20 protein-coding genes and 3 pseudogenes are annotated in these 23,371 nt (G+C 40.7%); 3 read left to right on the top strand and 20 right to left on the bottom strand.

Features of this window, described 5'->3' with window-relative positions:
* Positions 1-478 precede the first annotated feature (478 nt).
* The 4 genes and pseudogenes from E4K67_RS26800 to E4K67_RS31750 form a co-directional block, all read right to left on the bottom strand.
* Positions 479-1,099 (bottom strand): sigma-70 family RNA polymerase sigma factor, encoded by a 621-nt coding sequence (locus tag E4K67_RS26800; protein ID WP_135552400.1) that lies wholly within the window; start codon positions 1,097-1,099, stop codon positions 479-481.
* 101 nt (positions 1,100-1,200) lie between these two features.
* Positions 1,201-1,575, bottom strand: coding sequence for a DUF6951 family protein (locus tag E4K67_RS26805; RefSeq protein ID WP_135552402.1), 375 nt, complete (start codon positions 1,573-1,575; stop codon positions 1,201-1,203).
* Between the two features lie 176 nt (positions 1,576-1,751).
* Positions 1,752-3,422, bottom strand: a complete 1,671-nt coding sequence (locus E4K67_RS26810; protein ID WP_135552404.1) for a formate--tetrahydrofolate ligase — start codon at positions 3,420-3,422, stop codon at positions 1,752-1,754.
* 127 nt (positions 3,423-3,549) lie between these two features.
* Positions 3,550-4,049 (bottom strand): annotated as a pseudogene (locus E4K67_RS31750) (ASKHA domain-containing protein); the annotation flags it as partial.
* A 757-nt stretch (positions 4,050-4,806) separates the two neighbouring features.
* Between E4K67_RS31750 and E4K67_RS26820 the strand changes: the two are divergent.
* Positions 4,807-5,709, top strand: a complete 903-nt coding sequence (locus E4K67_RS26820; protein ID WP_135552406.1) for a LysR family transcriptional regulator — start codon at positions 4,807-4,809, stop codon at positions 5,707-5,709.
* A 109-nt stretch (positions 5,710-5,818) separates the two neighbouring features.
* Here E4K67_RS26820 and E4K67_RS30890 read toward each other — a convergent pair.
* The 6 genes and pseudogenes from E4K67_RS30890 to E4K67_RS26850 form a co-directional block, all read right to left on the bottom strand.
* A pseudogene (locus E4K67_RS30890) lies at positions 5,819-5,970 on the bottom strand (pyridine nucleotide-disulfide oxidoreductase); the annotation flags it as partial.
* A gap of 7 nt (positions 5,971-5,977) precedes the next feature.
* Positions 5,978-7,174: an MFS transporter gene (locus E4K67_RS26830; protein WP_135552408.1), complete on the bottom strand. Its 1,197-nt coding sequence runs from the start codon at positions 7,172-7,174 to the stop codon at positions 5,978-5,980.
* Positions 7,175-7,392: 218 nt separating this feature from the next.
* A complete protein-coding gene (locus E4K67_RS26835) occupies positions 7,393-8,607 on the bottom strand; it encodes an FAD-dependent oxidoreductase (RefSeq protein ID WP_135552410.1) in 1,215 nt (404 codons plus the stop codon).
* Positions 8,608-8,650: 43 nt separating this feature from the next.
* Positions 8,651-8,983, bottom strand: a complete 333-nt coding sequence (locus E4K67_RS26840; RefSeq protein WP_135552412.1) for a thioredoxin family protein — start codon at positions 8,981-8,983, stop codon at positions 8,651-8,653.
* 42 nt (positions 8,984-9,025) lie between these two features.
* Positions 9,026-10,912 (bottom strand): aryl-sulfate sulfotransferase, encoded by a 1,887-nt coding sequence (locus E4K67_RS26845; RefSeq protein ID WP_135552414.1) that lies wholly within the window; start codon positions 10,910-10,912, stop codon positions 9,026-9,028.
* Positions 10,913-10,936: 24 nt separating this feature from the next.
* Positions 10,937-11,515, bottom strand: a complete 579-nt coding sequence (locus E4K67_RS26850; protein WP_158408587.1) for an MFS transporter — start codon at positions 11,513-11,515, stop codon at positions 10,937-10,939.
* A 510-nt stretch (positions 11,516-12,025) separates the two neighbouring features.
* On the opposite strand from E4K67_RS26850, the pseudogene E4K67_RS30895 reads away from it, so the two are divergent.
* A pseudogene (locus tag E4K67_RS30895) lies at positions 12,026-12,173 on the top strand (IS5/IS1182 family transposase); the annotation flags it as partial.
* Between the two features lie 183 nt (positions 12,174-12,356).
* Here the strand turns inward: E4K67_RS30895 and E4K67_RS26855 are convergent.
* The 9 genes from E4K67_RS26855 to E4K67_RS26885 form a co-directional block, all read right to left on the bottom strand.
* On the bottom strand, positions 12,357-13,736 hold the full coding sequence (locus E4K67_RS26855) for an aminomethyltransferase family protein (protein WP_135552417.1): 1,380 nt from the start codon (positions 13,734-13,736) through the stop codon (positions 12,357-12,359).
* Positions 13,737-13,933: 197 nt separating this feature from the next.
* A complete protein-coding gene (locus E4K67_RS31225) occupies positions 13,934-14,065 on the bottom strand; it encodes a hypothetical protein (RefSeq protein WP_274594917.1) in 132 nt (43 codons plus the stop codon).
* 63 nt (positions 14,066-14,128) lie between these two features.
* Positions 14,129-15,295 carry a uroporphyrinogen decarboxylase family protein gene (locus E4K67_RS26860; protein ID WP_135552419.1) on the bottom strand — a complete coding sequence of 389 codons (1,167 nt, stop codon included), beginning with the start codon at positions 15,293-15,295 and terminating at the stop codon, positions 14,129-14,131.
* 16 nt (positions 15,296-15,311) lie between these two features.
* Complete coding sequence (locus tag E4K67_RS26865; protein ID WP_158408588.1) at positions 15,312-16,499, bottom strand: MFS transporter; 1,188 nt, start codon at positions 16,497-16,499, stop codon at positions 15,312-15,314.
* Positions 16,500-17,020: 521 nt separating this feature from the next.
* Positions 17,021-17,656, bottom strand: coding sequence for a cobalamin B12-binding domain-containing protein (locus E4K67_RS26870; protein WP_135552423.1), 636 nt, complete (start codon positions 17,654-17,656; stop codon positions 17,021-17,023).
* A gap of 127 nt (positions 17,657-17,783) precedes the next feature.
* Positions 17,784-18,593 carry a methyltetrahydrofolate cobalamin methyltransferase gene (locus E4K67_RS26875; protein WP_135552424.1) on the bottom strand — a complete coding sequence of 270 codons (810 nt, stop codon included), beginning with the start codon at positions 18,591-18,593 and terminating at the stop codon, positions 17,784-17,786.
* Between the two features lie 164 nt (positions 18,594-18,757).
* Positions 18,758-18,904: a hypothetical protein gene (locus E4K67_RS29970; protein ID WP_158408589.1), complete on the bottom strand. Its 147-nt coding sequence runs from the start codon at positions 18,902-18,904 to the stop codon at positions 18,758-18,760.
* Between the two features lie 17 nt (positions 18,905-18,921).
* Positions 18,922-20,067, bottom strand: a complete 1,146-nt coding sequence (locus E4K67_RS26880; RefSeq protein WP_135552426.1) for a uroporphyrinogen decarboxylase family protein — start codon at positions 20,065-20,067, stop codon at positions 18,922-18,924.
* A 434-nt stretch (positions 20,068-20,501) separates the two neighbouring features.
* Positions 20,502-21,548 carry an amidohydrolase family protein gene (locus tag E4K67_RS26885; RefSeq protein WP_135552428.1) on the bottom strand — a complete coding sequence of 349 codons (1,047 nt, stop codon included), beginning with the start codon at positions 21,546-21,548 and terminating at the stop codon, positions 20,502-20,504.
* A 196-nt stretch (positions 21,549-21,744) separates the two neighbouring features.
* On the opposite strand from E4K67_RS26885, the gene E4K67_RS26890 reads away from it, so the two are divergent.
* Positions 21,745-22,218, top strand: coding sequence for a MarR family winged helix-turn-helix transcriptional regulator (locus tag E4K67_RS26890; RefSeq protein WP_135552430.1), 474 nt, complete (start codon positions 21,745-21,747; stop codon positions 22,216-22,218).
* A 469-nt stretch (positions 22,219-22,687) separates the two neighbouring features.
* Here E4K67_RS26890 and E4K67_RS26895 read toward each other — a convergent pair whose 3' ends face one another.
* The gene (locus E4K67_RS26895) at positions 22,688-23,356 is read right to left on the bottom strand and encodes a pentapeptide repeat-containing protein (protein WP_243454646.1); all 669 of its coding nucleotides are present in this window, start codon (positions 23,354-23,356) and stop codon (positions 22,688-22,690) included.
* Positions 23,357-23,371: the final 15 nt, after the last annotated feature.

Below are 23,371 nucleotides of genomic sequence, written 5' to 3' on the forward strand. Positions count from 1 at the left end.
GATTAAGGCTGCTAAAATTACATATCAAGAACTATATAGCAACACATCATCATAATAATCTTGTCTTCGGTGACAACAGACTATCCACATCAAGAAGACAGCTGACTGTACCAGTCAGTACCATCAACATTAATAGCATACTTTCGTTGCTAGCCCTCTCTTTATCAAATTCAACAATATAGTCATTTATATTTTTAAAATATCTTGCATTGCAAATCATCTATTGGAGCAGTAACTTAAAAGCTGGGACAAGCCGATGTGTGCACACTTTATATCTGAAACAGTTTATCCAAAGCGCGAAACTGCAATGCCTCAGCTAAATGCTCTGGAAGAATATCCGAGAAACCTCCCCAGTCGCTGCAAGAATCCCAATGGCAATCAGCAGATCAAGGCCTGAACCCTCTGAACTCTCATATGCTAATCCTGCGGTTTGCAATTTTTACAAAAATTTATACTGCTTCCATATCAATTGCCTCCTTTAAACTGCCATTTTTCGAGAGCGATAAAGGATTGTTTTACGCCGAATTCGTTGAATCGTGTTGTCTAAAGACTTCGGATGAAGTCCTAATCGTTCAGCAACTTCACGCTGCTTGAACCCTTGAATAAAATAATAGTCAAACACTAAACGTTCGAGATTTGTTAAGCCGTTACTTAAGGCTTGAATTATTGATTGGGCCTCATCATTGGCGATTACCATCGATGCAGGGTCCTCGGCGTTAGGCAAACGTTCTAAGAAGCTGGTTTCCTCTGACTCTGAAATCACATTGTTAAGGGAGTATGCTTCATTCAAGTTGACATGTTTTTGGCATGTGTATTTACGTATATTATCAATCAGTTTTCTTTTAACAACCATTCTTAAAAAATGTAAAAAAGGGATGTTTAATTTTGTGTCATAAGATAATATGGCCCTATAAATTGCGATTCGCCCTTCTTGAATTAGGTCATCATATTCAGCTCGCGGGAAAAAATATTTACACGCAATCTTACGCACTTCCGGTTCATAATGTTGAATAATCTCGTTTAATGCTTCTTCATCACCAGAGCGCGCTACTTCAAGCAAGGCCCTTTCTTTATCTATGGCATTTATGTTAGAAGTCATGGCACTCAACTCCTTGTCGAAAATAGTTGCAATCATTTCTACTTATAATAGGACCCACCTACTACCGGAGGATACATCCAATTGTTACATTAAGATCTTGGTTAACTTTGGATCTTGCCTACTTCATCTATCGAAGCATTATCCTTTGTCACACTAATACTAGCAGTTTGGGGCAATGCCAAACCCGCTGTCACTTCCAACGTTTTTAGAATTCCGGAAACTCCAGGGCAGCTAGGATGCGGGCTATATTTTGAGAAAACTTCATAAACCTTCCCCGTATGAAGTTTATGCATAATTTCTTTGTAGGCATCTACTTCGGTTAACTCTTCGGCAATCTTTTGGTAATTAGGGCAATCGCTTGTTATCTCTAATTTTATCATCTTACTTCTTCGCGAAGTTGCTAGGGTATCATCGATCACTGCCTTGACATTAATGGTAAAGCCGCAGACCCCTGCGTAAATAATTCCTGTCGCCATCTTAATCCCTCCAATACTTTAATAAGAGTAGGTCTCTAATTAATTTAAGTATTAAAGAGGCCCCGTACAATGCTGGTTGCAGCTGCCGGGGCTTCTTCATTCCTACATGACTTACTAGAATCTTTTAGCGTATGAAGTCTTGACACTCCCATGGATATTTCTATTTTGTGGTTGGATTAGAACAATCCAGTAATTACTCCATCAGCATCAATATCCATTCTCATCGCCGCTGGTCGTTTTGGCAATCCTGGCATGGTCATAATAGCGCCCGTGACCGCTACCAAGAACCCAGCTCCCGCAGAAAGACGGAGCTCCCGAACTGTGATTGTGAAACCAGTCGGCCGGCCCAAGCGAGTGGCGTCATCTGTAAGAGAGTATTGTGTCTTCGCCATGCAGATCGGCAAATCTCCATAACCCATCTCCACATATTTCTTCATAGAAACTTGAGCCACCTTATCAAAGTTAACGCCATCCGCGCCATAAATATCTTTGGCGATTTTCTTGATTTTCTCCTCAATGGACAAATCTAATTCATAGAGAACTTTGAACTTGGATTCTTTGCGTTCGAGAACGGAGAGAACTGTTTCAGCAAGCTCAACTCCACCTTCTCCGCCCCGCGTAAATACTTCGGAAAGTGCTACTTCTGCACCCAACTCCTGACATCTCTCGCGCACCAAGTTAAGCTCAGCTTCTGTGTCTGTTGGGAATCGGTTAATAGCGACTACCGCTGGAACACCAAATTTGGCCATGTTTTCAATGTGTTTCTCAAGGTTGACCACACCCCGCGCCAAAGCCTCCAAGTCTTCTGTGTCTAACTGATCTTTAGCAAGCCCACCATTCATCTTTAAGGCCCGAACCGTTGCCACAATAATGACAGCCTCAGGTTTCAAGCCACCGAAGCGGCACTTCAGGTCAAAGAATTTTTCTGCTCCAAGGTCAGCGCCAAAACCAGCTTCTGTAACGAGATAATCCGCCAGCTTGAGACCAATTTTAGTTGCCATAATGCTGTTACACCCATGAGCGATATTCGCAAATGGCCCGCCATGAATAAACACAGGTGTGTTTTCCAAGGTTTGAACAAGATTCGGTTTAATCGCATCTTTCATGAGCAAGGCCATTGCCCCTTCAGCTTCTAAATCATGGGCAGTTACAGGCTTTCCTTCATAAGTATAGGCCACGACGATCTTGCCAAACCGTTCTTTGAGATCCATGAGGTCACTGGCCAAGCAAAGGATCGCCATCACTTCAGAGGCGACAGTAATATCATATCCACTCTCTCGAGGAACGCCTTCCATCTTTCCACCCAACCCCATGACGATTTTACGTAGAGCACGGTCATTCATATCCACGACCCGACGGAATACAACTTGACGAGGGTCAATATTTAACAAGTTTCCTTGTTGAATACTGTTGTCTAGCATCGCTGCTAAAAGACTATGGGCAGACGTGATTGCATGGAAATCTCCAGTGAAGTGGAGATTAATATCTTCCATAGGAACTACTTGAGCATACCCACCGCCAGCAGCTCCACCCTTAACTCCAAAACAAGGACCTAACGATGGCTCACGCACCGCAATCATGGCCTTCTTGCCCATTTTCGAGAGTGCCTGCCCTAATCCCACGGTTGTTGTCGTTTTTCCTTCTCCTGCTGGAGTAGGGTTAATAGCAGTAACTAAGATGAGCTTACCATTAGGCTTATCTTTTAAGCGATTCCAAACACTCAGATTGATTTTGGCCTTATATTTGCCATATAACTCGACCTCATCCTCTTTTAAATCAAGTTTTTGGGCAATCTCTAGGATTGGTTTCATTACTGCTGCCTGTGCAATTTCTATGTCGCTTTTCATGTTAATTACTCCTTATTCTAGTTGATTTTGATGGATGACTTACCTGACGGTCAACACGTCCATTTCTCTCCAAGCTTCATTTAATGTCAAAATATCTGCATTGACCAAAAATACTATTTAATCTTGGCTAACTGCTCAATTCAACAAATTCGACAACCTCAGCAATCTCCTTCGCTCTACGGAATTCACTTGAAGAAAAACGCCAAGAGGACTTCTTTAATGTCCTGCGCTTGAATTCCATCAAGACTTTGACTCCTGCTGATATCGCTCCTTTGGCCATCTGAAGTTCCCTGATATCACTCTGGGTAATCATAATAGATCTGCCGTGAACAGTAATATCTGCTTCGGCTAGCAAGAATGCTCCTTGCCCCTACTGCTCCCCTCATTCCACTACTGATTTGGGCACCCTCAAAAACTGGGCCTGCGGCAGCCGAATAAGCAACGATCTTGTTTCTTGAGCCAAGTGCAATTTCACCATTCGTACCAATATCAATAACGAGCTTAATCTCTTCACTTCGGTCCAACTCGATGGTCAACAACACGACTACCGTGTCAGCCCCCACAAAACCTGCTATATTGGGGTAGCATGTACACTTTGCCGGCTTGATTGATGAAAACTTTGAGTTCCGATGCATCTAACCAAGGACTCACATCAGGGCCGGTACATACGGGATGCCGCATTACTCTCTCAATTCCCAATTAAGTCCGATGTGAATACCAGTCAGTATGAGCGTTAAATAGGATATGCTGATGTGTGACATCTTAAACCATGCTTCATTACCGATCCTCCTTTATTATTCGCGAGTTAACTTTTTGTCGATTACTTTGTACAACACTAATGGAATTACATAGATCTACGGAATTGTAATTGACAAATATACAGATATATTATAATATTTATTTGTTGCATATGCAACCGTTATTATAGAGGGAGGAAAGCACCGTCAAAAGTAGTGCAGGCATAATTGTAGCGTATGCCTAAATGTCAAATATTTAAATTGCATAATCTTTATCAAACTTTCTCTTCAAAAACAAAATGCGTTGGTGTGAGAATTTCTACCTTCTCTACCACGCATTAATATTTGTTCATCAAATTAAAAGTTTATTATATAAGCAGAACCCACATCATTTCGTAAGTCGCGTCTTAAGTGCAAACTTTCAACTTGAGATCTGTCGTGAATGTCCCTAAAAAGAGAGCTGTAGCCTTAAGTTTTAGAAGAAAGATACCGTTTTGTATGTGAATCAAAAAGCATTGACCTCAGAAGAGACCCGCATAAAAATCGAGAATTCAGAAGGATCTTGGCACCCCCTTTAATGAATCTAAATAATAAAAGCCCAAAAATTCTTTCTGCGAAGCCATTAGACTTTAAACGGAGGTAGGATAATGCATATCAACCATTTTAAATATCTTATCCACATTGCCAAAACTGGTTCAATCAGCCAATCCGCAGACTATTTCTATATTACGCCTCAAGGCCTTAGTCAGGCCATCCACCAATTTGAAAGAGAATTAGGAGTTGAATTACTAAACCGAAATGGAAATAAGATTTCACTTACAATAGCCGGACAAAAGACTGTAGTAAGAGCTGAGGAATTATTTATTATATATAATCAATTAATCACTGATCTGGAACCTTTTAAACCAAAAACAGAACAAGGTTATTTGAATATTTTTACTACAATGTTTATTTGTGGAACCGTATTGCCATTAGCTATACGGCGTTTTTACAAAAAATTTCCTTATGTAAAAGTGACTATCAATGAAAAAATACATTCTGAAATAATAGGACAAGTGAAAAATTCGCAAAATTGTATTGGTATTCAGGGCTTCCCTGATTACGTTTTTGATTGTTCTGGAAGACTTCCAGATCAGGATGTAAGTTTTGAAATACTGCATGAAAGTGAATTTTGTGCATGTATGGCAAAAACATTCCCCCTGGCTAATCGAAAGCAAATATGTATTGAAGAATTAAGCAGTTATCCTCTCGTTTTGTTTAACTTTGATCATAATAAAGATGGCCGAAAAATATTTAAAAACTCAGAAAAACCCTATATCATTCAAAATACCAGCAATCTTAACCTTTTTAAAGAAACAATAGCCAGAGGCTCTGCTATTGGTTTATCCCAAAAATTAATTGAAAAGTTTTATAAAACCGAGGGAACAGTAACAATTCCCATTGTGAATAGTTACAAGTTAATCTATGGCAGTATTACTCCCAGAAACCAACCGGTTAGCCCTTTTGTCGAATACTTCTTACAAATGTTAAAAGAGGCTTTTGACGCTTAGATTAATGTAGAATAGATTATGCCTGCATTTTACTTGGCTTACTGGCATAATCCATTTTCTATATTGATAATGAGTCCAATATTTGAAATTAAGGACCTTTTAAAAAACGTTCTTCAATCGTGGAGTTCCAAACAAACTCCATTTTCCCATTCTTAAAAGCCTTTTCAGCACTGAGTTTGTTGCAATCGAGTATCCATCATCATGCAAGAGAATGACCGTTACTTTAAGGGCAAATTTGGTGATGAACATGTTTTCTTCAACATCGACACTACTGTTGCTCATCTTTCAGTTGTCTAGCTTTACTATTAACCTTCACAAAAGCTATTGCAACTATTAGTGCAAGGATACAAAAAACAGTAATAGGCAGAACAGCTCTGGTCCAATTATTTCCAGCTATAAAATAACCCACAATTGGCGGCGATGAGAAATTTGAAATACCTTGCATTAAAGATACTACCCCCATACCTAAGCCAATATGGATAGGAGAAGACACTATATTAGGAATCATAGCCCAATTTGCGGCACCAATAAAGCCCGTACATATTCCGGTTATTATTAACCATGGTGGTATCAGTCCATACGGAAGCAAATATGCAATTGGATAGAGTATAAGCGCTATAATGGGAAACCCAAGATAAAGTACATTTTTATTTTTTACCCTATTAAAGATAACTGAACAAAGTATTCCTCCGACAGCAGCCGACAAAAATCCAAGACTAGAAACAGAAGCTGCTTGAGCCGCGGTTACCTTAAATGCATCAGCCAAATATTTAGGAGCCCAAGTCATAAAGCCTAGTCTTCCCATAACCAAGAATAAAAAAGTTGTAGCTAAAAGCCACATTCTAGCGTTCTTCAATCCCGCAAAATATGGGACTTTAGGTCCACTCTGTTCGTGCCTCACAGCAGCATTCGCAGGCTTAGTTACAACAACAGCATAAAGAACAAGTGCAACGAGCGCTAATGTAGCGTCAAACCACCAGACACCTCTCCAATTGCCAAATGCTTGTACTACGGGTTGAGAAACATTATAAGCAAGCGTACTTCCTACGGGGTACCAAGTTGCTAGGAGCCCCATGGGTATGCCTATTTCTTTACGATCAAAGTGCATGGCTATTACTGAGGGGGCTATAACACAAAGTAAGGCTAGCCCTGTACCCTCTATTACCCGTCCAGTCAATAACACCGCAGAAGTTGCCGCCATTGCACCAACTGCGCTTCCTAAAACAGTACAACTCAACGCAACCATTCCACTTATTTTCGGTCCAAAACGTTTCAAAATCATTGCCGCTGGAAAAGCCAGGATTATTCCCATCACAGAAAAAACAGACATAAACCAACCTGCTGTTACCGCATTGACATGAAATTCCTTCATCAACACACCCATGACAGGCGGGACTTTAAATTGACTCATAATAGCTACTATAAGAGCTAAGTAAACCACACCAAAGATAGTCCATTTACGCATTAAATCGCACTTCCTTTTTAATTTTTTAAATACTCAACATTCGCACCCCGGATGTGCGAAAAAAACCTGATATGAATGATGCGAAGGTTAAGATTGGGTGAGTTCTATAAATAATGATAAGCTCCTAACTATGACATACGAGAATGGTCGCCGGATCATTCGAAGATTGTGAAGAGAGTAACTTCAAAGATATTAGCAATTATCTTCTTTAAATTCACTTATAATAATTGTGCTTTAAGCTTCGCTTTGTCCATACTGCATTCTAGTTCTTTGATTTTTTCCCCTTTATCTAAAATAACAACTGCAGGTACTGTCTTTACCTTATACATTTCAGCAAGGTTTTTCTTGGTCGCCATATCAACTTTAACGAGGTTAAATTCCTCGCTAAACTCTTGTTGAAGTTCTTCCATACAAGAACTGAACTCCAGGCTTTCCGTACACCAGGCACTAAAGAATACAAGCAAAACTTTTTTATCGTTATTCGCTATATTGTTCTGGAAGGCATCTAATTCTTCAATGTAGCGTTCGGCAGCTACCGCTGCGCTTGCCCCATCTCCTGCTGCTGATACAACTTGTCTCAGATATTTCACCCGATTATCGCCCACGGCATAAACTCCGGAAAGATTCGTTTCCATAAGTTCATTAACTGGAATATACCCTCTAGGGTCCATTTCCACGCCACTCTCTTTAAGAAATTGAGTGGCTGGGATCATGCCCACGAAGAAGAAGACACCTTGACATTTCAATATGGAAGAGGAACCGGTCTTTAAGTTTTTAATTTTCACTCCTTCAACATTGTCCTCTCCTAAAACTGCTTCAATCGTGGAGTTCCAAACAAACTCCATTTTCTCATTCTTAAAAGCCTTTTCAGCACTAAGTTTGTTGCAATCGAGTATCCCTTCATTATGCAAGACAATGACCGTTACTTTACGGGCAAATTTGGTGATGAACATTCCCTCTTCGATAGCCTGATCCCCGCTGCCAATAACAACGACATCTTCCCCTTCAAAGAATTCCGCATCACAGGTAGCACAATAGGCCACTCCGTTTCCACGTAGTTCCTTTTCACCTGGTATATTGAGAAGTCTCGGAGTATTTCCTGCAGCAATGATAACCGCTTTTGCTGAGAAGTCCTTTTTCTTTTTTGTCGTGACCTTTTTTATCGGTTGGGGAAAATCTGTATTTACGACTTCATCTTTTAAAAACTCTACCCCAAAACTTTCCGCGTGTTTCTTGAAATCCCTCATGAGATCCGGACCACTTATGTTGATATAGCCCGGATAATTCACGATCTCTCTCGTGGTGTCAACCATTCCGCCAATGGGTCCTTTATTAATAATCAGAGTTTTGAGTTTTGCTCTTCCTCCATAAATTGCTGCCGATAGTCCAGCCGGTCCCCCGCCAATAATAATTAAATCATAGGAGTTATTCATTATTTTCCTTCTCCTTCTTTCTAACCTCAAAAGAAAGTTAAAATCAAAGATTATCTTCCAGATTCTCCGCTATCTTTTCTTCGATTTCCTCTTCTTCGACTTGACCGGAGAGCTTCCCTTGATATATCCCCTCTTTAAAAAAGAGGATCTGAGGAACTCCTTTGAGGGAAAGGGATTGATACAGCGATTTGTTCTCTTCAACATCGACATAGTAAAATCCAAACTTACCTTCATATTTGGAGTGTAGTTCTTCTACGATGGGGACGACTTCCTTACATACATGACAGCTTTTCCTAGAGAAAACGACTAAACACGCTTCACCGCTGTCATAGACTTTCTCTTCAAAGCTCTTGGAGTTTAACTGAAGTAATGACATCTTATCCTCCAATCCTGCGAAACTTAATTTTCATTAATACCCTTATGCTTCAATTATTACACTGGTTTCAAAAATTTTTTCTTGGGCAATCAGTTTAACTTGGTATTTACCCGATAATCCCGTCTTATTGATAAAGACATCGACATTACGCGGATCTGATTTCTGGAAGGTCCCCACGCACATCGCTCCGTAGGCTTGAGCCACAGTATTGATTGGGTATCTCAAGATATCACCGGCTTCATTCAGAAGAAGTAATTGAGCTGTTTCGCCACTTTCATAGATTGCATTAAAACAGAAGCGATCTTCCTCTTCAATGATCTTGGCTTGATAATGTTCCGGTATCAATTCCCCGGTTTCAGTTGCCTTAATTTTCATTCGGGTCGTTTGGGTTTCAACCAGTTGTCCGAGTATTTTGCCTTCACCCAACTCGGCCACTTCATTTGCATAATAGATAGGAAGTTTCTCAGCCCGATAAAAGTTAGCAGGAACTTGTAATTCATAGACCAACTCATCGTTTACAAGCTCACACGTGATTGAGTTGAAGGTGTAAACATTATTTTTAAACTTTGGATTTTTAGCTTTACTAACAGTTAAACCTTCACAAGTCTCTCCGTTCTCATATCCGATACCCCCGGAGTGCACCATATAATGCCCCTCATTGTAATATTCTACATTACAGATATAAGGGGAGAAAAAATCAGTGCCCCGCTCTTTGCCATACTGCCAAACTTGCTGAATCGTCATCTTCTCCGTGTCAATCCGGTAACGGACCCCGCGTGAGAAGTTGTCTTTGTTAAGCCGATACTTCTCCTTATTCTTAGACCGGCCTTGTCCATTGTCGAAAAGCATGATATCCCCATCGGGAAGAGCCACGCAACCGTGCTGTTCATACTGCCAGTCAAAATCCCCGTCGCCTACAGGTGTAAAGAAGTATTTGTCCACAATCTCCTGGGGCCAGCCCTCCGGATCGCCAATAATCCAATTGAGTTTGCCCGTTTCAAAGTCGATGTTGATGACGGCATCCTGGTGACGTCCGGAGAGGGTAAGGCTATGGGTCCTCTTGTCATACCAAATAGCATTATTATGGAACCAATCATGGGCCGTCTGAGTGCAAGAGCCAGCAACATCTTGGGGAAGTATCGTTTTAAAATCCCACTTTTTAATAATCTCCCCGCTATTCGGATCGATAAGCACGCATACATCTTCAGCAGTCTCGGCGTAGTAATCTTGTGTAAGCACCAGAATATTGCCATTTTCCATGACAAACTGGTCATGATGATACCCGCCCGGTATGACATATTCCTTGAAGATCTTGCCGCTAAAAGCCATTTCATACAAGCCGGATGTATGATAAGGCACTTTTACTAAACGGCCTGTACCGATAAGTAAATGTCCGCTAGCCATGCGTTTTAAATCGAAGACTAAGTTTAATGTGCAATACCAGCGTACATCACCGGCATAATCATACCCTACAATCAAAGATGCCATAGATGGCGAGAGGAACATTATGTTATTCCCCATATAGCCAGGGGTAGTTTTAATTGAAGCGGCAACCGGGACGTTGGATGGCAATGGGGAGGTTTTAATACTGACTGTATTTCTTTCCGAATTTGATAGGATAATTTCTACGGTGTTCTCATGGTCGGCGTAAAGGCCATAGACAGGAAGAATATGTGTTGTCGTGCTGGGGAAGGTATGATGGATATCCCCAGGATGTTTTTTCCCCTTTACAATAATTCTGGCTTCGCAGGCAACAGGTGTATTAAACAAAATCATAGCGGTCAATGGAGCAATTTCATAAGGGTTTAATATGATCAATGGATTGGTGAGAGTATAATTACTTGCTACGTACTTTGCCAGGAATGCTTGTTCAAGCTCATTTTGTCTTGTAATAATATGACGAACCTGCTTGTAGTTCACGTTTTCCATCTTATTACTCCTTCATCAACATTTTTAAGTATTTTGCTCACTTTTGCCATTCATTGAATGCAAATTCTTACTTTGAACAAGAAAACCAAGAGCGCAAACAGTACTATAGATTTTTCCTCGACTTTCTTTGGGGGTCATTTCGGACATGTAGGCACCGGCGATTGTCATCATACAAAAGATACCGAAGCCTGTGACTACTCTGGAAAGCATAAACACTCCAACGCTTGAGGTTAAGCCGTTCATGACAGATGCACAGGGGGCAAGAAGTAGGCTAAGCAAGAACGCTTTGCGCCGACCTAAAAAATCGGATATCAGACCGCCGGTAATCCCACCCAGAGTCATTCCTAAGAAGAACATAGAACTGATTTGAGCAATTACCATTGGTGTAACTCCCCAAGTCTTGATTATTGCCGGTGCAATAAATGAAAAGTTTTGATTGTCCAGCTGTTCAAAAAAGAAAGCAATGGAAATAGTAACAAATAGTAAAATTTGTTTTTTGGTAACGGGCAAACCATCAAAATAGTTGTTTACCAGCCTTGTTGATGTTACTGTTTTCACAGTTCCTTGGATTATTGTTGATTTATTTCCAAGTTCCGTATCCACTTTAACACTCTCCTTGTAAATGATTTCGACTCGGATAGGCGATAGCTTCACTTTTGAACATATCCATTTAAACCCTTCAAATAAGTTTTAGTTTTGATACACTAACCCGTCCAACCCTCCTCCAATGGTGAAAAATGGTTATGGGATTTCGATTGCAAGTTTACTTTGTGTTCACTATCACTAACCCGATTATAAAGAAAATTAGAAATATTTCAAACAATACTCTGTTTAAAGCGAACAAGATTTTCTTTAAGATTAAATAAAACCACAATAACTGGTTTTATCGCAACTAGTTATTGTGGTTTTATTTAATTACAAGATATGTGACAATCTGTTGAATTTAATAGATATTTAAAAATTATTTAACAACAATAATCTACAAGGTCTAAATTAGCTGGCTGCGGTTTGGCATTGGGGACCAATCATTTTCAGAATGCTCTTCTTTTCAGGTTACCTTGCAAAGGTAACAACCATTGCACTCCGCCACATCAATGATTACCGTCAAAAATGCAAAATGGCTCAGTGTACCAAGCGTTTCAAGAGGGTTTTATCGATGGTGATGTTGTAGCAATCGATGCCACTCATATTGAAGCGAGAGATCGATTGCGTGAGAAAGTAGGAAGATGAGGTTCCCGTTGAGCAATCTCCATTAAAACGTCAATTTTGAAGTTTTTATCTTGGCCTATACGCTTGGGAAATTAGCAGTTGATCGTGTTCGTGTTGACCTCAAGATCACCTATTGATGTTGTTACCCGGTTTATTCTGCACGGGAAGTTTTATCCCACACTGGATCAGATTGATCGTGGAGAATTGCTTTCGCAAGTCAACACGACCGGTTTCATTATTTCTTGTGAGCCTGGCAAGGAATTGTACTTACATCAACGTGTTCATTACGGTTTTCATCCAAGTAAGGGAACCGAGATACCGTAGCACTGATCGTTTTTTGCCGAGTGCCTGGATTACCCCAGAGGATAGAAACCTCGGTGCCAAGTTCGCTATATTCCGTATCTATTGAGCATAGAGAAATCATTTGGCGATAGTAGTAACTTAAAATTCGACCCGAACTGGCCCCAACAAGTTTACCGTCCTTTAGCACCTGGTCCGCATGTAAAACATTACGTCCATTTTGCTGGGTGAAATGGCTTGGTTCCATAGGCATGTAGTGTTCACCGGTTTGAAACTGTGAAGCATATACATCGACTATATCCTCAGGGTTCCAAACCAGCGTGACCGTTTTCCGGCGTGGGTTTGCCACTTCTCTTTCAAGAGCCTTGCGGCCGATAAAGTCGTGGTCAAACTTAATCATCTTATCCCATCCTAGCTCGACTGGGTTACGGTAGCGCAACCGCATGTCTGTACCCAAACTTCCTGCCAAGATCGGTGGCTGCATCTTTTGCCTCCTGCTCAGGTATTCCGCAAAACCTCTGTCTTCGAACCACGGAAATTGGAAATGGATGAAGGCCTGCGGGAAACCGCCCTCCGTATGGTTCATCTGATAAGCGCGAATGCCTAATTTCTTTATTCCGAAGGATTCACCTGCTGCTATGATCATGTTGTAGATAGATCTGGCATCGATATTCAGGCCATGAATCTCGTAGGCAAGAGGTCCTGCCATGCCCACCCGAATAATCTCTATATCCATATCTTCAATAATGCTTTTCTTAAGACGGCCAAATTTAATGTCGTGCAGGCATTCTCCAGTTACGGTTTCTAATATTTCAAGCGAGCGAGGACCAGCGAGTTGGAAGATGAACGTATCGAAAACATATTCGCCTTTGGCATTGTAGTTACCTGTTTCCAATTTATAAGCGGCATACGGGGCCAAATAATACGAGATGAATTCTTCTTCGCTGACTCGGATCAACACGCCGTCGGCCATGTTCAGACCTTCCTCATTGCACATGATGCAGTGCTTTATAGCGCCGATGGGGAATTTAGCAAAGCTGTTGACGCTAAGGTCAGCAAAAAATTTCATGGCATCAGGTCCTTTGACTCGATAAGTAGGAGCAGGGTTCAGACCGGCATGAAGATAGCAAGTCTCTTTATATGACATTATTTCGTCTCTCCAGCCACTGTATTCGTAAGGCACAGCATGCTCAAATCCTAGGGTCGACCTACTGTAAAGATATAAGTCAACCTTGGTATCGAAAGGTGCATAAATTGGAAGAGGAAAGGACTTCTCGACTTTAACTTCAAGATCGTTTTTGCATGTGTTTTCCATGGATAATACGCCTCCTATTAAAAATACTTTGGTTTCCTCAACTCTGACATAGAACAATAAAGAAGTGTGCGGACTGCCCACTTCTTTATCTTTAGTTGAACGAGTTCACTTTACAACTCCATAAATCTGCTTGCGACTGTTGATCTTTTTGGTCAATTCATTTGATTATTTAAAGTACTGGAATATAATTGCATAATTCAACTGAAAAGCATTAATAAAGTAATCCCAAGCTCCATACCCTCTTGGGCTTGCTCATTAGGCAAGAACTTAGAAAAAATGTTTTCTCTCGTCAGTTGGAAGATGATTTCCATATCACTTTTCTCGGTCATAAAATAATAGCCTCCTTATACATAAAATCATACAGTTTATTCTGATGAAAAATCTCAATTCCCCTAGCGTGCACCGTATTCTACGGCAAATTCAGTGACTGCTCTAAGGTTTTCCGGCTTGGCATCATTGATGGATATTAGCCCTTTATCAGTAGTCAAGACAAACCCTCCGCCCGGCGCCAAATCATCAATTAGTCCCTTGACGATATCAATGCATTTTTCCTTGGTTGCGTAGCATAGATCGTTCGTCTTTAGCCCACCGGCAATGCACATGTTTTTCCCCAAAATTTTCTTTGCCTTCCGCAGATCGTCTTCTTCGAAACATCCTAGAATTGAACCTTTGGGTAACTCTTGAATATACTCATATAAATGTTCCCAATTTTTTTCGAATAAGATAACAATCTTATGTCCCCTTGCTGTAACCGTATCAACATATTTTTTAAATGACGGCCAATAGACCTTTTCAAACTCCTTTGCCCTGATAAATTGTGGCAAATGCAAAAACAGCTGTACGTATCTGTCATCAGCTGGTTGGGGCGCCGTTCCAAATGTTTTTCTGATAAACAGGGGGAGCAGTGCATCGCAAGCAGCTGCTAGTTTGTCAGGACATATTTTAATATCCCGCATAATCCCCTTAAAATCCCTTAGATAGTCCATGATCGCATCCGCGGGCATATTACCGCAAGCACCATTATTGAAGATCGGAAGACCGTGTTCCTGTTTATACCGTTCAGCCATCATACCCCTCGACTGAGCGTACTGTAAAAATCGGGAAACCGCATGGGCATACTTACCAAACTTTTCTTGAACCGTTCCCTCCTGAAAGATTTTGTGCTTTCTCGGGAGGAGCGTATCGCGAATAAATTTTATAGGGTCGGCAATAAGTTGATCATACTCATCGACGCTCATAATCTCCGAATGTCCTGTGGCAATTTGAAGTGTTTCCGTCTGATTGTTGTAAATTCCGCCCCCCAAAGCATGAACAAAATTAAGCGGAAAAGTGATCCCTCCAGCAAGAGCGCCATCAAACGGAAAATCTGTTAAAGCCTTAGAGTAAGCTTTATATTCCAGCTCTACGTCTTTTAACGCCTCCTGCAATGTAGTGCCATAATAAGAAAGCGCCCAATTGTCTATTTGTGATAAAATAGGTACTCTGTCAGGTTCCCTCAATTCGATGGCATCTTTCATCCTTTGAACGCGTTCCTCATACAATTTCAACTTGTCTGTCATCGATATAGACCCCTTTCTAAAAGTATCTATGACCATATCTCTTAGTCCTAACAAAAGCGATAGCGCATATTACTCCTAAGATCTGAATAACGGCTGTAGGCATCACTGCTTTTGTCCAATTATTTCCATCTACAAAATAACCCCAAAGTGGTGCTGCAAGGAAATTTGACAAACCTTGCATTAAAGCAATTACACTCATACCTAATGGAATAAAGGCAGGAAAAGTCATAATCCCCGGAACCATTGCCCATATTGTTCCACAAAGATAGCCGGTTACTAATCCGATTGCGGCTAGTAGAACATACATATATTGCAGCGACACTAAAAATCCGGGTGTATAGGCTAAGGTAGCTAAGACAGCACAGATAACTATAATGATGTCTTTATTGCCCTTTATCTTATTAAACATAATTCCAGCAATGATTCCTCCGGGAGCACTCCACATAAATCCTATACTTGCGGTGAAATTTGCGGTACCCATGTTCATTCCGAATACATCCATGAAATATTTAGGAGCCCATGTTAAAAAGCCCAACCCTCCCAGGATCGTGAAGAAAAAAGTTAAACCCAATAGCCAGATTTTCGGATTCTTCAATCCCTCTGAATAAGAAACCGATCTACCGCGATGTCCGTAGCCCGCTTTGCCTCTCTGAGGAACACTTACAACGATATCAAATAAAATAAAGGCAATGAGCGCCAGAGCTCCGCCAAACCACCAGGAGGCCTTCCAGCTGCCAAATGCTTGGACTATGGGGTGAGAAATATTAAAAGCAATCGCACTTCCTACCGGAAACCAAGTTGCCAAGATCCCCATGGGCAAGCCCACTTCATCACGATCAAAGATCATAGCAACTACAGCAGGGGCAATAACACCAATTAAAGCTAACCCAATACCCTCTATTACCCGGCCAGCCATTAAATTTGACGGGCCTGGCGAAAGTGCACCAACAACACAGCCTAAAACAATACAGCCCAACGCTACCATTCCGCTTCTTTTCGCTCCAATGCGCTTTAAAAACGCTGCCCCCGGAAAAGCCAAGATTATCCCCGTCACTGAAAAGAGGGACATCAACAAACCAGCTACTACTGTATCAACATGAAATTGCCCCATTAATATACCCATGACAGGCGGTACTTTAAATTGATTCATAATAGCAACTACACAAGAAAAGTAAATCACACTAAAAATGGCCCATTTCCTCATTAAAGAGCACTTCCTTTTCATGATCACTAAATCTTTATGATTGTTTCTGTGTATCAACTTAAAGAAAATTTTAACTAATTGATTTTTTAATGTTGATTATAGCTAAGCCATCATTAATAACTCGAAACATTTCAATTGGAAGCCACTCTTGCAAGACAGGAAGGCGCAGAAGAGCTAAATCTACTCCCACTTCAACCGTACCCTGTAACTTCTAATCTGTGCTGACCTTCTGATAATTCAAGTTTTCATTGTCTTTTGGTTTTTTAAGAACAATTTGGCGTTTATTTGTACCTGGAATCGTGCCTAACTAGTCAACTTAACCAAGCGTTCTTGGCACAGATTTGGTGAAGTTGACATCCCTGATCACTAAATAACACCTCCTCTCACCTATTTTGAAAGAACCAATATAATAATATGATTGCATGTGCAACTTTATTATACCAAAACCAGATAAAACCAGTTGTATTTATAACTAGATTTTTATCTAACATTATTTTTAAGAATGGACAATTTATTTAATTCTATATCCACCCTTGGCATATTTTTACACCCTCGGCAGCATTGGTTGTAAAGGCATCAGCGCCGATCTGGTCGCAGGCTTCTTTGGTAACCGGATTCCCACCAATGATAATTTTGATGCCGTCTCTTAAACCCGCCTCTTGCAAAGCGTTAACGATAGCTTTCATGGATTCCAACGCTAGGGATAAGACACCGCTCATGCCAACGATTGCAGGCTTGATTTCCTTCACTTTGTCCACAAATACGCGGCCAGGTACGTCAATGCCTAAATCTACAACTTTAAAACCAGCGGCCTCAGCCATACTCCTGAAAATATTCTTGCCGATATCGTGCAAATCACCTTCAACCGTACCTAAAACAATTGAACCAACCTCTTTCCTACTGGCGGAACCTAATATAGGTTTCAGTTCTTCAATAGCGTTGTTTAGCAGGTCTCCGGCAAAAATTAAATCACCGACAAAGTATACCTTTTTCTCAAAAAGATCACCGACAATAGCCATGCCCCCCTGGCAGGCTGCAACAACTTTTTGAGCGTCTTCCTGAGACGGATTGGTTTTAACGAAATCACCAAGCATACTTAAGACTTTATTCTCGTCCAGTTCCCCCACTGCAGTTGTCAAATTATCCAGATTTATCATTATTCTCTCGCCTCCATGATTTAATAATTGCCTCTCGGCATTCGCCGAGGCTGTTGGGACTTTCGTTCTATCCCAGTTATTTTTTGAGAATCACCCCCTTTTAGGTAATTCCGAGACACTATATAATTTAGTCAACTTTAACTGGGCCTATCTTATTCTTACGGAATGCATTTGAATAATTACGACAGTAGCGATCGCGTCCTAATAATGCGTCGGTTACTAAAAGTGTTGTCACCAAATCGCGATTACATGGGTCTAGAATAGCAGAGTCCATTCCTACATAAGTCGCTAAGATCAAGAAATGCTGATTAACCACTTTTCGGAGCGGCATACCAAAAGAGATATTGCTTAAACCCGAGGTCACTTTAATCGTAGGATACAACTTCTTCACTTCTTTTAATGTCTCTATAAAGTTCATGAGCGAGCTATTATCTGCCGATAACGCCATGACGAGGGGGTCGATATGAATTCTTTCTGGGCTAATATCATATTTTTGCGCTTTTTCAACCAGTATTTTGGTGATATCAATGCGTGTTTGAATATCTGAGGGAATCCCTCTATTGTCACAAGTTAGCGCGATGACCTGCCACTCTGTCTCCTTAATGAGAGGATAAATAACTTCACATTTTCCGCCTTCTTCAGATACAGAGTTGATTAATCCGGGTCGTTTAGCATAGGGGATAATTTGTTCGATAACTTTTGCATTTGGGCTGTCGATACACAAAGGCGTATCAACTGAGTTCTGAACAATGTCCATCAGCCATTTCAGTGTTTCCACTTCAATATCAGGTGATGTACTTGCACAAATGTCAAGATAATCTGCTCCCGCTTCAGCCTGTTTGATAGCAAGATTGTGGATGAATTGTTCATCTTTTTCCTGAATGGCCTTTTTTACACTAGGAATTGTTCCGTTAATCTTTTCTCCAATAATTATCAAGTCTTAACTCACTCCATCACGTTTTATTGTTTCGATATGATTTGACCTTCCTCTTTTGACTCACCTAACTGACCTTTCACGTTGTCTATGATGAAGGTGGCTTCACTAAAGACGTGCCATTTTCTACACAACCGCTGCAATATTGATAATTAAGATATTATTGTTTAATAGAATAAGCGGAAGATGAAGACCATCATTGCATCTTCGTAGTTTTGTATTGTACGTGCTTCTTCTATATCAGCAACAATTGGAAATTGCTCTTTATAATCATTCCATTTCGTATAATATTTTGATTGAATATTGCATTCCATATTACTGTCCCTCCCTTTTAATACACGCCATATTCGCGTACGGTTGCAATAACGGCCCTCAAATTCTCCATGGAATTCCGTTTCAGGGATAAAATCGGCTTGTCAAAATTGAATATATAGTTGCCGTTACGGCCAAGGATATCAACAGCTTTTTTGGCGTAATCAATACATTCCTGTTTAGAGTTAGTTTCAAGCATTGTTACAGGATACAAGCCCGTTATAATATGCTTTTTATTCGTTCTGAGGGCAACTTCTTCCATATCTCCATACTCATGTCTTACATCAGGGTTTCCGGGAAGTTCGTTGATATAATCAATATACCTTACCATATCCCCTTGTAATAATAACTGGCTATTCGAGCCGCTTTCATAGATAAATTGACACAGTTTTAAGAATGACGGCCAATAGTATTTTTCAAATTGTTTCGTATTCATAAAAGCCGGCATATGAATGGGTATCATCGTTCGGCAATATTTTGATGACATACAGGATACCGCACACTTCTCCATATAGGGTAATACCGCATCGCACGCTTCAGCAATTTTTTCCGGACAACGCCTGATATCCTTTGCTATCTCCGTAAAAGATCTCAGTACATCGGCCAGAAAATCATAAGGCGCCTCTGTTATTCCTCCCAGTGGGAAGTGGGCATAACTATACTTTTCATTGATTTTTGCCATCGCAATTAATTGAGCTTTCTTATAATCTTCATCCGCTTTCATCGCCTTAGCTAAATTAAGGCTGGCTTTAATCCGATCACCACCAAACCCTGGATAAATTCTAGGTAGTGCTTTTTCCAATAGAAAAGCATAAGGATCAGCAATAAACTCGTCGTATTCTTCAGGTTCCATTGATTTAACTTCAGGATGCTGCATTACACCGCTTGAGCTCATGACAAAAGCTTTAGACTCCAAAATTTGATAATAGGCCGGCGTTCTTACATTCATTGAAACAGGGGCTACATCACATCCTAATTGTTCAGATACAGTATCCATAAAGGAAAAATAGGCATTTGTGTCCCACTGCGTCTTTTTTAAATCCATTTTGCAATAATCTATGGCTGCTTCTTGACTTACACCAACACGAATCGGAATTCGGCTAGGTTTGACCCCATCATAGATGTCTGTAAATAATTTAGTACGTTCTTGTTTCAATTCGTTCATCTTTGTTATCCGCTCTCCCTTCTTTTTAGCAAGGTTTTACTATTTTTTTAATAACGGGATAAACAATATTCTTGATTCAGGTGGGGTTCTACCCCCTCTGAGTCTTACAGCCATGATTCGAACACGATGTTCGAGGTTAGAACACCGCCATGGCTGGCAAGATGCGACCCTCCGCTTGCAGAAGTGGGGGTGTTAAAAGAGGCCTTTAAAAGCGATTGCAGCTAATACGCCGGTGCACAAGACACCAGCGTATTATTAGGATGGATAAGGTTTAGACTTTTTAACAGTGACAATGCCATGGCAGATGCTGACGATAGCCATGCCAACCGAGATGGTTGCTCTCCGCAACATGGTGATGGGCACGTTCGCCTACATGACAGATGCGACATAACCGGTCACACATCCACGTCGAGGACTTCAATCATTGCCTTATGCTATACGTTGAGATTGAAGAGACGAATAGCATTCCCGTTCATGATGAGCTCGCGTTCCTCTTCTGTGATATCCAAGGTTTTGACAAACTCGACACCTTGTGACATCCAACCGTAGAACACCGGGAACGAACTGCCAAACAGGATGTGGTCGGCGCCGCAGACCTTGATCGCACACTCGACTTCTGCTTTGCCCCAAGAGGCCGGGTGAGTCATATCGAAGTAGATATTATTCTTCAGATAGCCTAAAATCCTGTCGGCATCGGAGGTATCCAAACGCGACAGAGTAGCTTCCTTCTTATTGCTCTTGTGGGGCGCAAGCAAGTGGTAGTTCGCAAACCAGTTGCCGCCGAACATAGTGTGGATAAGCTTGAGGTTCGGGAATTCTTCGAACATGCCACTGAACAACTCGCGTCCCACAGCAGTACCCTGGTCAATGATACGACCGAACTCACGGCGCAGATTCGTGTAATCATAGATGGACTGCCAATAGACCGGCAGTGGGGTATGATGAACAATGACCGGTACGTTCATCTCGTTAAGAACCTTCCAGTAGGGCTTAAAGGCCTCATCGTCGAGGTAAAGCTGGCCGTAATGGCAGGCCAGTTGGACGCCGACCATTCCAAGATCCTTTACGCAACGTTCGAGCTCATAAAAGTTCTCCTTACCGCCCCAGGGCGGAAGACAAGCGTTCGCATAGAGACGGCCACCTGATCGCTTGCACATGTCTGCAGCGTTGTCATTTACGATCTTGCAGGTGTCAAGCCGTAGCCACTCCTGCCAAACCGGCACGCGAAGTATAGCCTTGTCGACGCCGGCGTCATCCATCGCCTGAAGCTTAGCCTCGAGTGAATAATCGCCTTCAACGTAGTTAAGGTTCTGATAGCCTTTTGGTTTTTCGAGAATAAGCTGGCGGGCGCCGGACTCTACTGCACCCAAAGACGCGATCTCTCCAAATGAGCGGGGAGCCGTGCTCAAGAAACCATCCAGAACCTTCTCGTTGGTAAACAGATCTTCGGGAAGGTGGTGCATATTGATGTCAATAATCACTGTTAAACACCTCTACTCTTAATTTTTTATTTGGGATCTTAATTATTAGTTGCTCACACAACTATATTAACAGACATTAGTTGCCAACGCAACATTATTATTTTTTAATTTTCAATTGATTCAATAATTATTTGGATATATAATGATATGATATAGTTGCATTTGCAATAATTCTTTTATCTAGGGGGACTGTCTCTTGTCTCAGGAAAGATTCGGTAAACATATTTCTTTAATTTATAGGTATAGTCAAATATTTATGGATCAAAATTTAAGTAACTATAATCTCGGAAGTGGTCAATATGTCTTTCTATTAAATTTACTTCAAAACAAGGGAGTAAATCAGGAGAAGTTATCAAATATCTTAATGATAAACAAGGCAACCACAGCTAGGGCCATCAAAAAGCTTGAAAAAGAAGGTTATGTTGTAAGGAATACTTCTAATGAGGATAAGCGATCTTATGAGTTGTACCCCACTGAAAAAGCAGAAGCAATTGAGGCTGTTTTAATGAAGCTTTTAGATACCTGGAATGGAATCTTATTGAAGGATTTTTCTGATGAAGAAAAAGATCAATTATTTATCTTAATTGAGAAAGTTGGAAATAATCTTTTTAATAACTTGGAACATTTCGGAAATCACGATGAAGATATGGACCTTGAAAACATTGATTAACTTTAATTATCCTTTTCTGTCTCAGGCAATGGTTCTGAGCATTTTTTACAAATCTTATTGACAAGTGGATTCATCGTATTACACTTTGGACACCGGATTGGTTTTTTAGTCTTTGGCGGACGAAAACACATAGATTTATTCCTTAAATTTCAAATTACATGTATTCTATTTGTTAGCTCAGTACCGCCTTAATAAAATCATGAATATAAATACCCCTGATCTCAGACGTATTGTCCGAACCTCAGGGGTATTTTAGCATCGTCACTACGAGGGCGGTGTGATTCACGCACGGCATGAGCTTGTCGTTTCTATATCGTTGACTTGTCGCAGGGGTTGGCGCAGACCACGACGGCAACAGGCATTCCACCATCGATAGTATGCGGCGGGACGGCAATTTCGCACTGTATTTTCGCATTATCTCCGACTCGTTTAATAAAAGGAACAGAGTATTTAAGCGTGTTTAGCAGAACTAGCTCTTAATTATTAGCCCTAAAAGATTTGAAAAAGACATTACTTGTTCAGGAGAAACGATACATCCATCTAGGTCATCAACGGTTACCCCTAATCCTTCTAGTTTACAACTACTCAAGTCAATGCCTTTTAGCTTTGCTCCAGACATGCCAGTTTGTTGTAAATTTGTATTGTTAAACCCAACTTTTAAGAATTTAGCTTTGTAGAAATCAGCGTTGCATAATGAGCTATTCTTGAAATTAACCTGTTTGCAATTCAAGAAACGAAATAAAGCATAACTTCCATTACAGTTATCAAACTGCACATTCCGCAGAGTAGATTCACTCATATTCGTCCCGACCATTTTACAATTGACCATCTCTACTTTGTGTAGGACAGACTCCCTTAAATCCATATTTGATAAATCACAGTTTTCAAACCTGACATCGACTAGATCGAGGTACTTTAAAGATACGTTATGAAAAGTCACGTTTTTAAAGATAATTTTTTCAAAGGATACATGTTCAGCAATTTGATTCTCGACCAAAGCATTGCTAATAATCCCCATAGTAAATGAATCTTCTGATTGGATATTCTTATCAAAAATTGTAAGCCTATCTAACTCATTCGGAAGATTAGGTGATATTATTTCCAAGCTTGATTTCTTATCCTCCATACTACGCCCCATCAGTCAACCTCCATT

It is taken from the genome of Desulfosporosinus fructosivorans, assembly GCF_004766045.1.
Taxonomy (GTDB): domain Bacteria; phylum Bacillota; class Desulfitobacteriia; order Desulfitobacteriales; family Desulfitobacteriaceae; genus Desulfosporosinus; species Desulfosporosinus fructosivorans.